Source organism: Fibrivirga algicola (assembly GCF_011742925.1).
Classification (GTDB): domain Bacteria; phylum Bacteroidota; class Bacteroidia; order Cytophagales; family Spirosomataceae; genus Fibrella; species Fibrella algicola.
In genome coordinates this window covers 1-14,779 of record NZ_WAEL01000011.1, presented here as the reverse complement: position 1 = coordinate 14,779, position 14,779 = coordinate 1, and the positions used below count along the sequence as shown (strand labels likewise).

The following is a 14,779-nucleotide window of genomic DNA, read 5'->3' as shown; positions in this document are numbered from 1 at the left end:
ATCCATAAACCGACTGCACCAGTCATGAGTGATCAACAGCTTACCGTCGTTATTGTGGGCATGGGATTCGGCAAAGAATTCATTCCCATCTACCAGAGCCACCCTAATATAAAGGCCGTGGGCATTTGTACCCGCAACCGAAAGACGCTGGACGAACTGGCTGCCAGATTTAATCTGGATCCTGATTTGTGCTTTGAGCGATTTGAGGACGTACCCAGCCGCGCCGATGTTGACGCCATTCACGTGGTGACGCCCGTTCCCGACCACGCCCGTATGGTGCTGGCCTCGCTCAACGCCAACAAGCACACAGCCTGCACCATTCCGATGGCCATGACCGTCGAGGATTGCAAAGCCATTGTCGAAGCTAAGCGGAAAGCTGGTAAGGTGTATATGATGATGGAAACAGCGCTGTACACCCGCGAATTCCTATACGGGCTACAGTTGGCGGAATCAGGCAAACTAGGGCGTATTCAGTTTGTCCGGGGCTCACACATTCAGGATATGAGCATGGAAGGATGGGCAGACTATTGGAGGGGGTATCCGCCAATGCTCAACGGTACTCACGCCATTTCGCCGCTGCTGCGCATCAACAATACCACGGCCGAAACGGTCGTTTGCCACGGCTCGGGTCGGCTGAGCGACGACCTTGCCAGCCGCTATGGGTCACCATTTGCCGTTGAAACGGCCACGTTTACGCTCAAAGATTCAGACGTTGTGGCCGAGGCTACCCGCTCTCTGTTCGATGTGGTGCGGCAATACCGCGAGAGCTACGATGTGTATGGGACCAACATGTCATTTGAGTGGGAACAGCTTCAGGATGAAACGCATGTGATCTTCGACGGTGGCGAAAACGCGAAGCGCATCAGCGTACCTGATACCGACGAACTGCTGATTGAACCGATCAAGCACTTTACCCGGCGCGAAAAGATCGACGATCCCAATCACGTTTCGTTTTTGCAGGGTGCTGGTCACGGAGGCTCGCATCCGCATCTGGTGCAGGAGTTTGTAGCCGCCATCGTGGAGGGACGCGACTCTGCCGTTGATGCCGAACTGGCGGCCAATTACACCCTAGCCGGTATCTGCGCCCATGAGTCGGCCATGAAAGGTGGCGAACGCATTACTATTCCCCGCTTTTAACCGGTTTGATTCCGCTAACGGTTCGCAAACAGAACCGGCGAATGTCGTAAGTAGCCCCTTTTTGGCTGTACATCACAGTTCTAGGTAAGCGGTAAGGCATTGATCGACAAGTCGTTGTTGCCGGGTACGTTGCTTGCTAGTGCTGGGCAGTAAAAAAGCCGGGTACGTTCTTCATGCTTCATTCAGTAACTTGTCGGCCTGAGCCTGTCGAGGGGCAGGTATACGCAAAGGTCAATTCAGCTTGTATGATCAATACCATAATTTTTGATTTGGGTGCGGTGCTCATCGATTGGAATCCCCACTACCTGTACCAGACAATTTTCGAAGACGAAGCCGAACGGCACACGTTTCTCAACACAGTGTGCACTCCGGCCTGGAACGAAGAACAGGACGGTGGCCGGTCATTACAGGAAGCTACCGACTTATTGCTCACGCAGTTTCCAGAGCATGAAACGGCCATTCGGGCGTTTTATGGCCGCTGGACCGAAATGCTGGGTGGACCAATTCAGGGCACGGTCGATATTTTTTCGGAATTGAAAGCGACAGGCCAGCTTAAGTTTTACGCCCTGACCAACTGGTCGTCTGAGACGTTCCCAATTGCGCAGGCTCAATATGAGTTTCTAAACTGGTTTGACGGCATCGTGGTGTCGGGTGAAGAGAAAGACCGTAAGCCGTTTGCTTCGTTCTACAACACCTTACTGACGCGGTACGGCGTTGAACCTGCCGAGGCCCTGTTCATCGATGATAATCTGAGAAATGTAAAAGCCGCCGAGGCACTGGGTATACATAGTGTGCACTTCACCTCGCCCGATGCCCTTCGGACAGAGTTGATTCAACACGGTCTGTTGCCTGCCGCAGTCTGATTGTTCCGGCGGCGTGTCATGCGGTCTTTTTATCAGGTAGCCTATGCAGGGCTACCTTTTTTTGTCTAGTACAGGCAGGTGATTCAGGAGCTGGCAGTGCCAGTATACAGCGCCAGCATACTAGGTACGTTGCCATACTTTACTCTGTGTATAAATGAGAAATCTGAGCGGCGTTTTTCGGTGTACATGGTCCGTTAACTCACAATTGTACAACCACATCCCGGTAGGATTCTACAGACTCGGTAATCCATCATTTTACTGCATTTTGGGGAACAACAGCTCATTGTTTTTGGTCTTTATTCAGGGGCGATTAGCTTCTCAACTATAAGCATGGCAAAACGAAAAGACGCGCACGTTCAATCGTCAGACGTTATTTTAATAGGAGCGGGCATCATGAGTGCAACGCTCGGGGTAATGCTCAAAGAGTTAAATCCAGACATTACCATCCAAATTTTTGAGCGGCTCGATCAGGCCGCTGCTGAGAGTTCCGACGCCTGGAACAACGCTGGGACCGGCCATTCAGCTTTCTGCGAACTCAATTATACGCCTGAGCGCGAAGATGGCACGATCGAAACATCAAAAGCCGTAAAGATTGCCGAGTCGTTCGAGCAGTCGAAGCAGTTTTGGGCGCACCTGGTCGAGGCCGGATTCCTGAAAGACGCCCCGAACTTCATCCGTCCCATTCCGCACATGAGTTTTGTCTGGGGAGAAGATAACGTGTCGTATCTGCGCCGTCGTTACGAGGCCTTGACCCAATCGCACCTGTTTCAGGGCATGCAGTATACGGAAGATAAAGGCACAATTGCCGACTGGACGCCGTTGGTAATGGATGGGCGTGACCCTGGCCAGCCTGTAGCCGCTACCCGGATGGATATGGGGACTGACGTGAATTTTGGTACCCTGACTCGGGCCATGTTCCGCCGCCTAGAAGAGATGCCGGGCGTGTCGATTCACTTTGCCCACGATGTACACGAAATCTGGCGGTCAAAAACGCTGGGTGGCTGGAAGATCGAGGTCGAGAACGTAACGACCGGGGCGAGCCGCGATGTGCATGCCAAATTCGTCTTCATTGGCGCTGGCGGTGGTTCGCTGCGGTTGCTCGAAAAGTCAGCTATTCCCGAAAGCCGGGGCTATGGCGGTTTCCCTGTCAGCGGTCAGTGGCTGCGTTGCCTTAACCGCGACATCATCGAACGCCATCAAGCCAAAGTGTATGGTAAAGCATCGGTTGGCGCACCTCCTATGTCAGTTCCACACCTCGACACGCGGATGATCGACGGTAAGCGCGAGTTGTTGTTTGGACCATACGCCGGTTTCTCGACGAAATTCTTGAAGAACGGCTCGTACTCCGACCTGCCCAAGTCGATCCAGATGAGCAATCTGGCGCCGATGATGATGGCTGGTCTGCACAACATTTCGCTGACCAAGTACCTGATTCAGCAGGTTATGCAATCGCCGGAAGACAAGCTGGCCGCGCTGCGCGAATACTTCCCCGAAGCCCAATTGAAAGACTGGGAACTGGAAATTGCCGGTCAGCGGGTACAGGTGATCAAGAAGGACGATGAAGAAGGAGGCGTGCTCGAGTTTGGTACCGAGGTAGTGAGTGCCGCCGACGGTAGCATTGCAGCGTTGCTTGGTGCCTCTCCGGGTGCATCGACCGCCGTCTCGATCATGATCGACCTGCTGAACAAGTGCTTCCCGACAGAAATGCAATCGGCCGATTGGCAGGAGAAATTCCGGATCATGATTCCAAGCTTCGGGCAGTCGCTGGCCAAAGATGCCGCCCTGACGCAGCAGATGCGCGAACACACAAGCCGTGTTCTCGGCTTAACACAATACGAGTTCACGGCGTAACTACAGGTAAGGCACAGTTTGCTGCGTTACTCCTAAGCATACCACTAATAAAAAGCCTCTGCTGATGTTCAGCAGAGGCTTTTTATTAGTAATGATTATTACGGACTGAGGTCCTTGCTACACGCGTTCAACTTTAACCTTCAGTACGAATTCATCCATCTCGATTTCGACCGACGAGCCGTTGAGGCCCGTTACCAGATCGAGCGAGACAGCCTGTACTTCCTGCTGGATGTAGCCTTTGTTAGCTTCTACGGCGGCAGTCAGAAGGTCATTGTTCCGTTCGAGTTCGATGCGAATCTTATCGGTAACGTCGAACTGCTGATCTTTCCGCAGGTTCTGAATCCGGTTCACCACATCGCGGGCAATGCCTTCGCGGCGTAGCTCGTCAGTCACATTTACGTCGAGGGCTACCGTCAGTGGGCCGTCGGTGGCAACAACCCAGCCCGGAATGTCTTCGGTCAGCACCTCCACGTCAGACAGCGTGATGGCAAAGCCCGCCAGGTCGATCTGCTGGGTACGTTCCAGTTCGGCCAGTTGGTCGCTGCTCATACTGGTGATGGCTGCCGCCACGTCTTTCATCTGCTTGCCGAATTTAGGACCAAGTGCTTTGAAGTTTGGCTTCACTTTCTTGGTCAAAATTCCGCTGGCATCGTCGACGAACTCAACTGCCTTCACGTTTACTTCCGACTGAATGATCGGCGCAACGTGCTCGATCTGCCGCCGCGTGTCGGGCGTAAGCACCGGAATCAGCAGGCGCGACAGGGGCTGACGAACTTTCAGCTTGTGTCCTTTCCGCAGGCCATGCACCATCGAGCTGATCTGTTGCGCCAGTGCCATCGACGTTTCCAGGTCAGTATCGATCCATGACTCATCGGCGGTTGCCCAATCGGTGAAGTGGATCGACTCGTGTTTGAATGGCGTATTTCGGGCAATCGATTCGTCGCGAACGCTGTCGGTCAGGCTCCGATAGAGCCAGTCGGCGTAGAACGGCGCAATGGGAGACATCAGCTGAGCTACGGCTGCCAGGCAGTGTTGCAGGGTTTGGTAAGCGGCGCGTTTATCTGCGCTTATCTCACCGTTGGCCGAAACCCCGGTCCAGAAGCGGCGGCGACACAGCCGAACGTACCAGTTCGAGAGTTGATCATTCACAAAATCCTGCACCAGGCGGCCAGCCTTCGTGGGGTTGTACCCGTCGAACTGCTCCGTTACTTCCTTGATCAGCGTATTCAGCTTCGACAGGATCCAGCGATCCAGTTCGGGCAGTTGCTCACGTGGAATCCGGTCGAACTGTTCGATCGTGTACCCGTCGAGGTTGGCGTACAGAGCGAAGAAATTATATGTGTTTGTCAGCGTACCGAAGAAGCGGCGCTGCACTTCGGCAATACCGTCGAGGTTGAACTTCAGGTTGTCCCAGGGCTCGGCGTTGGTGATCATGTACCAGCGTGTGGCGTCGGCTCCATACGTACCCAGCGTCTCGAACGGGTCGATGCCGTTGCCAAGCCGCTTCGACATCTTGTTGCCGTTCTTGTCCAGCACCAGGCCCGTCGATACTACGTTTTTAAACGCAACCGAATCGAACAGCATCCCCGCAATGGCGTGGAGCGTAAAGAACCAGCCGCGCGTTTGGTCAACGCCTTCCGAAATGAAATCAGCCGGGAATGACCGCTCGAATACGTCCTGGTTCTCGAACGGATAGTGCCATTGGGCATACGGCATGGCCCCCGAATCGAACCAGACGTCGATCAGGTCGGGCTCGCGCTGCATTACCTGACCGTCTTCCGAAACCAGGAAAATCTCATCGGAGTAGGGGCGGTGCAGATCGAACGTACCGGCGGCGTGGGCGGCCAGGAACGACTCGTTCTTAGCGCGCTGCTCATCGGTCAAGACATCGGTTGCCAGTGCTTCCCACACGTACCCACGAAGTTCTTCCACCGACCCAATGCACACTTCGGCCTGCTGCACGCCGGCAGTAGCTTCGCTGCGCCAGATCGGCAGGGGCGTACCCCAGAACCGGCTTCGGCTCAGGTTCCAGTCGACCAGATTCTCGAGCCAGTTACCAAAACGGCCGGTACCCGTGCTTTCGGGCTGCCAGTTGATGGTCTTGTTCAATTCAACCAGCCGGTCTTTCACGGCTGTTGTTTTGATGAACCAGCTATCGAGCGGATAGTAGAGAATGGGTTTATCCGTGCGCCAGCAGTGCGGGTACGGGTGCTCGTATTTCTCGACCCGGAACGCCTTATTCTCTTCTTTCAACTGAATGGCGATCAGCACATCCGTTGGCTTGAAATCAGGATCGGCGCGTTCTTCGTCGCTGTAGTATTCTTCCTTCACGTACCGACCGGCATAGTCGGTGATTTCGGCGACAAACCGGCCCTGACGATCCACAACGGGTACGTCTTTGCCTGTCTCGTCTTTCACCATGATCGCCGGGATGCCGTTCTGCTGCGATACACGGAAGTCATCGGCTCCAAACGTTGGCGAGGTGTGTACTACACCCGTGCCATCTTCGGTGGTCACAAAGTCGCCCAGGATCACGCGGAATGGTTTACCCTCGCTGGGGGCTGGCTGCACATACGGCATCAGCTGCTCGTATTCAATTCCTTCGAGGTGCTGCCCTTTAAACTCCGACACCAGCGACCACGGAATGACTTTGTCGGCTGGCAGATAGGCGTCGAATGCCGCCAGACTTTTGTCTGACTCTATTTTCGCCTTCTCGCTAAACCAGCGGCTCACCAGGTTTTTCGCCAGCACCACATGCACCAGCCGATGCGTGTAGGGGTTGATCGTTTTCACCAGCACGTAGTCGATGTTGCCACCCACGGTCAGGGCCGAGTTGGCGGGTAAGGTCCAAGGCGTGGTTGTCCAGGCCAGGATGTACACGTCGGCATCGTTGGAGTCGAAAAACAGGAAGCCCGATTTGCCGTTGGGCTTCACCTTAAACTGGGCCACGATGGTTGTATCCCGCACATCGCGATACGTACCCGGCATATTCAGCTCATGCGAGCTCAGACCCGTTCCCGCTTTTGGTGAAAAGGGCTGAATCGTATAGCCTTTATAGAGTAACCCCTTGTCGTACAATTTCTTCAGGAGCGACCAGACCGACTCAATGTAGTCGTTTTCGTAGGTCACATAGGGGTTGTCGAGGTCAACCCAGTACCCCATTTTCTCAGTCAGGTCGTTCCACAGGTCGGTAAAACGCATTACCGTTTCACGGCATTTCTGGTTGTAGTCCTCAACGCTGATCGTTTTGCCGATATCGTCTTTGGTGATGCCGAGTTCCTTCTCTACCTGCAGCTCGATGGGCAGGCCGTGGGTGTCCCAGCCGCCCTTGCGGTCGACCTGAAAGCCCTGAAGGGTTTTGTAGCGGCAAAAAATATCTTTAATCGTCCGGGCCATCACGTGGTGAATGCCGGGCATTCCGTTGGCCGAGGGCGGACCTTCGTAAAACGTAAATGTCGGCTGTCCGTCACGGAGTTTTACCGACTGTTCAAACGCATGGGTACGCTTCCAGTGGTCCAGCACATCGCTGGCCAGTTGGGCGTAGTCAAGATTCTTATATTCGTTATAGATCACGGCGTAACGCAGGTCGTTTCAGGGTGCAAAGATACGGCTTCTTCTAAACCTATAAGGTCTGAAAAACAGGATAGGTTTCCAGGCATTAGATTTCAATTAGTGCGATTGGGCCGGGAAAACTAATGCTCTACTCTATACGTTTTATAGATAGTAAACAATCAACGTTTTATCTATGAAAAGGAAAGGAGTATGGCGGCAACCCGTTCGGGGTCTGGCCGCTGCTGCTATTGCGCTAAGCCTGGGTTTGGGGCTGTCGGCCTGTAGCACATCCGCAACTGATGACCTGAGCCCACAGGACTCGAACGTCATCATTACCAATTACGACCGGCAGGCCGATTTTAGCCAATATGCTACGTTTAGCTTGCCCGATTCTGTGCTGGTTGAATCGAACGACCGGTATACCCAGTCGTCGTTACCAACCGAACAGCGGTTTGTTTCCCGTCTGGCCACTGAGTTAACCAATCGGGGTTTCCGCCGGGTAGCCGCCGGTCAGCCAGCCGACCTGGGTGTTGCCGTTACGCGGGTAAACAACCGGTATACGGGCGTGTCCGTCAATCCATATGCTGGTTACTATAGCAACTATTGGGGTGGTTTTGGTGGCGGCTTCGGCGGTTTTTATGATCCGCTCTACTCACCGGGCTATTACCAGTATTATCAGGTAGCCGACCAATTCTGGCGTATCCAGATTGTCGATTTGAAAAATCGGCCAATCACCACGCCTACGACTGATCCGAACGCCCCGCAAAACCAGCTGCGCGTGTTGTACATGGCCGAAGCGCGGGGGAACGGTATTTTCGACGACAACGCCGTTGATCAACTGATCGCCGACACTTTTGCGCAGTCGACCTACCTGCGCCCAACTCGTTAAGACATCCTTATGAAACTCACTCACTTGCTAACGGCTTCCCTGCTGTTAGCCTCTTCTATGGCGTGGGCGCAGATCCAGCCAATGCCCGGTAACCCCGATTATGGGAAGGGCAATGAACGCAATGCCTACAATCTGATCCAGGAATCGACTTATAACCGGTACGTTACCTTCAACGGATCGGTACGGTACGGAATCGGTATGCCGATAGGTACGTCGCGGAATTACATCGACAAGTTGTCGCCAGCCAACGTAATTGCGACGATGGAATGGCAGTTTCCGCAGCAGTTCTCACTGGGCTTGCAAACGGGCTACCAATACAGCCAGCAACGGTTACCCCGTGCGGTTTACGAGCTGGGCGATGAAACGATCTCGGCTGTACAAACCCGTACGCTGACCATCACCCCGGTGATGGCAACGGCCGCTTATTATTTTGCCGATCCGGCCGCCGCTATCCGGCCCTATGTGCAACTGGCGGGTGGCGGTGCCTTTGTGAACTACACCAATTTTTATGGTACGCTCTCTGACGGTAATAAGAAGTTTGCTGGAGCCGTTGCGCCCGCCATTGGTCTGAAAGTCTTTGGCAAACGCGAAGGCGGTCTGGGTGGTGAAGTGCAGGCCCAGTACCAGAATGTGTTCTACAACTACAATGAAATCAACAACGCCCAGAACCTGATGCTATCCGCTGGTCTGACGTTCCGGTTTTATTGAAAAATAAGGTTGAGGTTTGACGTTACGCTGCCTGACCACGAACTGGTTGGTTAGCAGAGCAACGTCAAACCTCAACCTTATTTCCCTCCTTTCGGATGGGCCTGATCGTGGGCTTTTTTAAGTTGGTCCAGACCAGTGTGTGTGTAGATCTGGGTGGCGGCTAAGCTGCTGTGGCCCAGGAGATCTTTGATAGCGTTTAAGTCGGCCCCCCGGTTGAGCAGATGCGTGGCAAACGTATGGCGCAACACGTGGGGGCTTTTTTTCTCCAGCGTAGTTACCAACGAGAGATACTTGTTTACGATGCGCTGAATAAGCACGGGGTAAGCGGCAATCCCCTTGTCGCTGACAATCAATGTGCTGGGGTCTGCTTTGCCGTCGAAGAAACTCGATTTCTGCTGTTGATACTGCTCAATCAACGCAAACAGGGGCGGCGTGAGTGGAACAATGCGGTGCTTGTTGCGCTTGCCTAAAACTGTGATGGTGTGGTCGTACAGATTTACGTCGGTGGGTTTCAGGCCGGTGAGTTCGCTGAGACGGATGCCGGTTCCATAGAGCAGTTCGAGCACCAGTTTATCGCGAAGGCCAATAAAATCGTCGGGGAACTCGATATCATCTAGCAGGGTCGCCATGGGCTTCTCTTCCACAAACGTTGGCAGCTTCTTGCTCATCTTCAAAGCCACAATTTTCTGCATCGGGTCGATGCCAATCTGCTGGCGGCGCAGTAGATAGCCGTAGAAGCTACGCAGCGTAGCGATCTTTCGGTTTACCGTCGATTTGTCGAGTTGGGTTTCAACCAGGTGTACGATCCAGGCGCGGATGAGCAAATGGTCGGCCTGCGCGGGGGCAACGCTGTTATGGTGTTCCTGCAAAAATTCGGTGAACTGGAGCAGGTCATTTTCATACGCCACAAGCGTGTGGTGGCTCAGCCGCTTCTCGTAGCGGATATGCTGTAAAAAATCAGAACCGGAATTCGCCGGCGGTAGAGGAGGAACGGGCTGCATATGAATAGAACGAAGATACGTATCGATTCACAAAACCTGGTACACCTATACTGCCGGAAAATTCCGGTTCAAACAACGGGCATCGATCAACAGCGACCGACTATTGCTGCGTGTGGTTGCCGTACATTTTTTCTTTGTAGGCAGCGCGAATGACGTCCTTGCGACGGCTGATCGAAGGCTTCTGGAAAGCAGTGCGTGAGCGTAGTGAACGCAACACCCCTGTTTTCTCGAATTTCTTCTTGAACCGCTTCAGGGCTTTGTCAATCGACTCGTTTTCTTTTACGTTAATGATAATCATGTAATACCGGTATTTTTGTGTTTTGCAAAACGGACTGCAAAGATAGCAAATCTGCTACATGAAACAAGCGGTGATAGACCTCGGAACCAACACGTTCCACCTGATGATTGTTCAAAAAAATGCCGATTCTGACCGGAATGGGGCCTACCAGACCCTCTTTCGAGAAAGCAGACCCGCCAAAATAGGGCGGTCGTCGGCGGCAGGTGGCGGAATAAATCAGCGCATTATCACCGACGAAGCCATGGAGCGCGCGCTGGGTGTTCTTACTTACTTCCGCACGGTGCTCGACCAGCACGAAATAAATCCGGCCGATGTGGCGGTCTACGGAACCAGCGCCATCCGCGTAGCGCAAAACCAACAGGCATTTGTCGACCGGATCCGGCAGGAGACCGGGCTGGCGATTCGGGTTATTTCGGGCGATGAAGAAGCCGGGCTGATCTACCAGGGGGTACGTTCGTCGGGCGCTATTCCGGCCGGTGCCACAGCCATGGTGATGGACATTGGCGGCGGCAGCGTTGAATTCATTATCGGGAACGACAGCCGGATCTTCTGGAAGCAAAGCTTTGAGATTGGCGGTCAGCGGCTCATGGAGCGGTTTATGGGCGAAGCAGACGTTATCAGCCCGGCCTCGGTAAACCGGATGGCCTCGTTTTTTCAGGAGCAGTTACTTCCGTTAACTAACGCCGTGCATCAATACCAGCCTACCGTACTGGTGGGCTCGTCGGGCTCGTTTGATACGCTGGTCGACATGTATTTTCATGAGCAGACAGGTACATGGCCACCTTCCGAACAGGCCGCTTTTACCTTGCCCATCGCCGATTTCTACCATTTCTACCAACTGCTGATCGAGCGAAACCACGACCAGCGGATGGCGCTCCCCGGCATGATCGAACTGCGGGTTGATATGATCGTCGTAGCCGTTTGCCTGATCGATTTCGTGCTCCGGTCATACGGCATCAGCGCGATGAGCGTATCGACTTATGCGTTGAAGGAGGGAGCCCTGGTTTGACAAAAGGAGGTGAACCCCTTTTAGTTGGGCGAGTAATGTTGCAGATACGATACCAGCCGGTCGAAATTCATGGCTTCGTAGGCGTTCTGTGACTGGCGGCTGAGTTGGTGCCGGTACAAATCGATCAGGCCCAGGAAATGCGGGTTGTGGGTCAGGCTGGCAACGGTTAGCCCTTTGTAGCAACGGAATGTTTGGTTATACACAAACGGACACGGTTGCGCCGGATTCTCGTTCAGAATCGTATCCAACGTACCCAGCGAGATCGACTTCTCGATCAGGTCAAAGCCTGTTTCAATGAAGAAATCGGTGATCTGTGTGCAGACCGAATCCAGTTCGCTGTCTGTACGGATGCTGTAGCGCGGCGGATTCACCTGCTTGTATTTACCAATCGAAATCAGCAGGGTATTAGCGTCGGGCCGGAAGTCGGTGAGTGTCGGCAGAAATTGCTGGGCGATCTGCTCTACCTGTTCGTTCCGACAGCCAAAATTGACGTCGAGCAGGGTAGTGGGGCCGTAGTAGGATGGCGACAGAATGATGTTCTGGAAACCGGTTGGAGTCGCTCGGCGAAACTGCTTTTTTTCGGGAAGCAATGCAAAGTCGTATTGCCCAAAAAATCGGGCTAATTGCCGGTACAGGCTCGTTTCAAAAGGCGTTAAAGTCATGGCCCTGGTAGAACCCGCTGGTTCCGATAGCAAGCGTTGTACGGAATATCTCCTGAACTTCTGTGTAATCTGACGACAAGTTAACTGATTTTGTTTATATCTGTTTAAACAGACTGATTCAATAGACTAATAATGCAAATCGTTCAAAAATCGCTGGTTTTCACCGATAATTGACGGCAACGATCCCCCAATTTTAGTCCGCCGATCAGCGCCAAATCAGGTGTGGGAGACATGTCTGAAGTCTGCTTTCAGTCTGGCACAGTTAAGCCGTTAACCAGCGCCCCGGCAGTGATCAGACAGCCCTGCCTGATCACTGCCGGGGCGCTGTTGTTTAAGTAGTGTACCTGTAACCCTGATCGTTGCCGACCATTCCTACTGGGCCAGATACCCCCCGTCGACCGGGTAATACGAACCCGTTACAAAGGACGCCTTGTCAGAGGATAGCCAGCACACCAGTTCGGCCACTTCGTCGGCTTTGCCTAACCGACCAATTGGGTGAAGGCCAACGAGCATCGATTTCACGTCGGCTGGTAGCGTGCCTAACAGGGGTGTGTCGATGTAGGCCGGGCCAACGGCATTGATGCGAATGTGTTTGGCCGCATTTTCAATGGCAGCGGCGCGGGTGAGACCCACGATCGCGTGCTTCGAAGCCACGTAGGCGGGTGATTGGGCCGTGCCTACCTGACCGAGAATAGAGGCCATATTGACGATAGACCCGGAGCCGCCCTGTTGTAACATGACTTCCAATTCGTACTTCAAGCAATAAAACACACTGTTGAGGTTGACGTTGATGACCTGTTGCCAACCGGCAATTGAGTAGTCGGCCGTTGGGTTTATTTCGCCCCCAATTCCCGCATTGTTGAACGCAATATCCAGGCGACCAAACGCACTGACAGTTGCCTGTACCAGTTGCTGGCACTGCACCGGATCACTTACGTCTGCCTTGGTAAATCGGGCGTTGATCCCGGCTTTTGTTAATTCCTCCACCACCTGCTGGCCTGCTACTTCATGTATATCAGACAGCATAACGCTGGCGCCCAACTGACCGTAGAGGGTTGCGGTTGCCTTACCGATGCCAGAGGCTGCGCCAGTTACCAGGGCGATCTTATTGGTCAAATACTTGTCCATATTTCGTTGACTAGGCAATTGGCCTGTTTGTGGCATGCTGCCTGTTGCGTGTGTACCAGGTTATGGTGGCAAAGCACGTCGATGGAAAACTGCTCATCAATGACGGCTCGCACCTGGCGAGCTGACGAAAATCAGACCCAGGCGGATCAAGGTCACGTGTGGCAGGGAGGTACCGGATGAAACCGTCGTTGCCGCATATGCTCGTGGTTGGCAACGGGCATGCTGATGCGAATCAGATAACTGACTGATTTACAGCAGTAGTTAAGTTTGATGGACAAGCTACGTTTGTTGTGGGTCAGCAGATTGTTGGCCGTTGATGGTCCCCCAAATCTCTCGTCGATGAAATTGCTCCTCAACCTGATGATGCTACTGAGCTTGTGCGGTGGCCTGCTGTCCTGTCTCGACCATCGCGGCATTGCCCCCGTTAACGAGCAACGTACCCGACTAAAACGCCGATTCATTGAATCGATCAGTTCAGACACCGGATTGCCCACTGTCTCCAGTGTCGAATTCAGCTACGACTCGCTAAACCGGCTGGTTGGCGTACTCGTATGCGACAACGAGAAGAATGGGCCTTCAACCCCGATTCTTCACAGCGTGTTGCGCTACGATGCGCAGGGAAAGCTGCTGGACGAAACGTATGTGGATGAGCCAGGTGGTCTGGACTATTCACGACACTATACCTACGAATACGACTCTACCAACCGGATTGCCCGCGTCTATGATCGCAACAATGTAGTGATGGTCTTTACCTACGACGCGCAAAATCGGGTAACTGGCCGAACAACGTACACGTATAATTATGGTACCTACCTGGGTACTGTGCTGGCGTTGCGCACATTTGAGTTGTACGACCTCGACGCGGCAAATAATATCAGTCTATATCGGCAGACATACGTTGGCGTGCGGGGACAAGGCTATTCTACCTTCCGCCGTCAAATAGAAGCCACGTTTGATCACTACCCGAATCCGACCTATCACCTGCCTACGATGGTCGTCTATCAACTGGCCACGGTCACCAGGTTGTTCAGTGCCAACAATCCGATGGTAGAAACGCAGTATGAGACCACGGAATTGACGGGTGAATTTCCTGCGGGGAGCGCCAAGCTAGTGACCACCCATGACCGGGAATACCAGAACGGGTTATTGGTAAAAGACACCGTTAGCCACGTGTTTTTTACGCTTGTGTACCGCTACGAATACGAACAGTACTAGGTGCAGGCCATCTTGAGCGTAGCGCCAGTTGGGTCATTACGCCGGGAATAAGGAAACTTTTGACGGCTGCTCCCGGTTATATAGGTACATTAACTGGGGGCGACTGGAATTGACAGCTTGCCGAAAGTGCGTGTAAGCATGCCGGGAGTTGACGGTATTTCCCGCCCAAACAAGCCGTCAAAACAATAACTGGCGAATATAACTACGCCATGGCTGCTTAATCCGGAGGGTTTAGCAAATGCCATCGTCTCCCCGACCTACGTGCTGCCGGTTGGATCAGGAGGCGTCGACTCGCAGCGCTGGCTTCGATAATCATTGTGACAAGAAGCGAGACAAAACAATGTACGGTTGTCAGTAGGCCTGTTGTGAGCCAGCTGCCCGCCCGACAATTCCAATCACAACTAAGCATGTAGAAAGCGCGACGCTTTCCTTGACTGGACCAGGGTTCAAATCCCTGCGTCTCCAC

Annotated in this window: 12 protein-coding genes and 1 other RNA gene; 8 read left to right on the top strand and 5 right to left on the bottom strand. The window is 53.4% G+C overall.

Annotated features, from left to right (window positions below; genetic code table 11):
* The first annotated feature begins 24 nt into the window (after positions 1–24).
* From F7231_RS23890 to F7231_RS23880, 3 genes are all read left to right on the top strand, one after another.
* Positions 25–1,137: a Gfo/Idh/MocA family protein gene (locus tag F7231_RS23890; RefSeq protein ID WP_085413254.1), complete on the top strand. Its 1,113-nt coding sequence runs from the start codon at positions 25–27 to the stop codon at positions 1,135–1,137.
* Positions 1,138–1,382: 245 nt separating this feature from the next.
* Positions 1,383–2,000, top strand: a complete 618-nt coding sequence (locus tag F7231_RS23885; protein ID WP_085413255.1) for an HAD family hydrolase — start codon at positions 1,383–1,385, stop codon at positions 1,998–2,000.
* A gap of 282 nt (positions 2,001–2,282) precedes the next feature.
* Entirely contained in the window at positions 2,283–3,851 is a 1,569-nt protein-coding gene (locus F7231_RS23880) for a malate:quinone oxidoreductase (RefSeq protein WP_310589393.1), read from the top strand.
* A gap of 117 nt (positions 3,852–3,968) precedes the next feature.
* Here F7231_RS23880 and ileS read toward each other — a convergent pair whose 3' ends face one another.
* Positions 3,969–7,424: an isoleucine--tRNA ligase gene (ileS, locus tag F7231_RS23875; RefSeq protein ID WP_166693823.1), complete on the bottom strand. Its 3,456-nt coding sequence runs from the start codon at positions 7,422–7,424 to the stop codon at positions 3,969–3,971.
* A 172-nt stretch (positions 7,425–7,596) separates the two neighbouring features.
* Here ileS and F7231_RS23870 point away from each other — a divergent pair, with 172 nt between their 5' ends.
* Complete coding sequence (locus F7231_RS23870) at positions 7,597–8,292, top strand: DUF4136 domain-containing protein (RefSeq protein WP_166693822.1); 696 nt, start codon at positions 7,597–7,599, stop codon at positions 8,290–8,292.
* Positions 8,293–8,301: 9 nt separating this feature from the next.
* Complete coding sequence (locus F7231_RS23865; RefSeq protein WP_166693821.1) at positions 8,302–9,000, top strand: hypothetical protein; 699 nt, start codon at positions 8,302–8,304, stop codon at positions 8,998–9,000.
* 77 nt (positions 9,001–9,077) lie between these two features.
* On the opposite strand, the gene F7231_RS23860 is transcribed toward F7231_RS23865, so the two are convergent.
* A complete protein-coding gene (locus tag F7231_RS23860) occupies positions 9,078–10,001 on the bottom strand; it encodes a tyrosine-type recombinase/integrase (protein ID WP_166693820.1) in 924 nt (307 codons plus the stop codon).
* 100 nt (positions 10,002–10,101) lie between these two features.
* Positions 10,102–10,299 carry a 30S ribosomal protein S21 gene (gene rpsU, locus F7231_RS23855; protein WP_085413261.1) on the bottom strand — a complete coding sequence of 66 codons (198 nt, stop codon included), beginning with the start codon at positions 10,297–10,299 and terminating at the stop codon, positions 10,102–10,104.
* 58 nt (positions 10,300–10,357) lie between these two features.
* Here rpsU and F7231_RS23850 point away from each other — a divergent pair, with 58 nt between their 5' ends.
* Positions 10,358–11,308 carry a Ppx/GppA phosphatase family protein gene (locus F7231_RS23850; protein ID WP_166693819.1) on the top strand — a complete coding sequence of 317 codons (951 nt, stop codon included), beginning with the start codon at positions 10,358–10,360 and terminating at the stop codon, positions 11,306–11,308.
* A gap of 20 nt (positions 11,309–11,328) precedes the next feature.
* On the opposite strand, the gene F7231_RS23845 is transcribed toward F7231_RS23850, so the two are convergent.
* The gene (locus F7231_RS23845) at positions 11,329–11,970 is read right to left on the bottom strand and encodes a hypothetical protein (protein ID WP_085413263.1); all 642 of its coding nucleotides are present in this window, start codon (positions 11,968–11,970) and stop codon (positions 11,329–11,331) included.
* Between the two features lie 372 nt (positions 11,971–12,342).
* Positions 12,343–13,098 carry an SDR family NAD(P)-dependent oxidoreductase gene (locus tag F7231_RS23840; RefSeq protein WP_166693818.1) on the bottom strand — a complete coding sequence of 252 codons (756 nt, stop codon included), beginning with the start codon at positions 13,096–13,098 and terminating at the stop codon, positions 12,343–12,345.
* A gap of 339 nt (positions 13,099–13,437) precedes the next feature.
* Here F7231_RS23840 and F7231_RS23835 point away from each other — a divergent pair, with 339 nt between their 5' ends.
* Both F7231_RS23835 and ssrA read left to right on the top strand, forming a co-directional pair.
* Positions 13,438–14,313 (top strand): hypothetical protein, encoded by an 876-nt coding sequence (locus tag F7231_RS23835; RefSeq protein WP_166693817.1) that lies wholly within the window; start codon positions 13,438–13,440, stop codon positions 14,311–14,313.
* 95 nt (positions 14,314–14,408) lie between these two features.
* Positions 14,409–14,779, top strand: a transfer-messenger RNA (tmRNA) gene (gene ssrA / locus F7231_RS23830); the annotation flags it as partial.

Excerpts from the sequence above, each read along its gene's own strand:
- F7231_RS23865 (WP_166693821.1), top strand. The coding sequence starts at position 8,302 with ATGAAACTCACTCACTTGCTAACGGCTTCCCTGCTGTTAGCCTCTTCT.
- F7231_RS23835 (WP_166693817.1), top strand. The coding sequence starts at position 13,438 with ATGAAATTGCTCCTCAACCTGATGATGCTACTGAGCTTGTGCGGTGGC.
- rpsU (WP_085413261.1), bottom strand. The coding sequence starts at position 10,299 with ATGATTATCATTAACGTAAAAGAAAACGAGTCGATTGACAAAGCCCTG.
- F7231_RS23845 (WP_085413263.1), bottom strand. The coding sequence starts at position 11,970 with ATGACTTTAACGCCTTTTGAAACGAGCCTGTACCGGCAATTAGCCCGA.
- F7231_RS23890 (WP_085413254.1), top strand. The coding sequence starts at position 25 with ATGAGTGATCAACAGCTTACCGTCGTTATTGTGGGCATGGGATTCGGC.
- F7231_RS23850 (WP_166693819.1), top strand. The coding sequence starts at position 10,358 with ATGAAACAAGCGGTGATAGACCTCGGAACCAACACGTTCCACCTGATG.
- F7231_RS23860 (WP_166693820.1), bottom strand. The coding sequence starts at position 10,001 with ATGCAGCCCGTTCCTCCTCTACCGCCGGCGAATTCCGGTTCTGATTTT.
- F7231_RS23840 (WP_166693818.1), bottom strand. The coding sequence starts at position 13,098 with ATGGACAAGTATTTGACCAATAAGATCGCCCTGGTAACTGGCGCAGCC.
- F7231_RS23870 (WP_166693822.1), top strand. The coding sequence starts at position 7,597 with ATGAAAAGGAAAGGAGTATGGCGGCAACCCGTTCGGGGTCTGGCCGCT.
- F7231_RS23885 (WP_085413255.1), top strand. The coding sequence starts at position 1,383 with ATGATCAATACCATAATTTTTGATTTGGGTGCGGTGCTCATCGATTGG.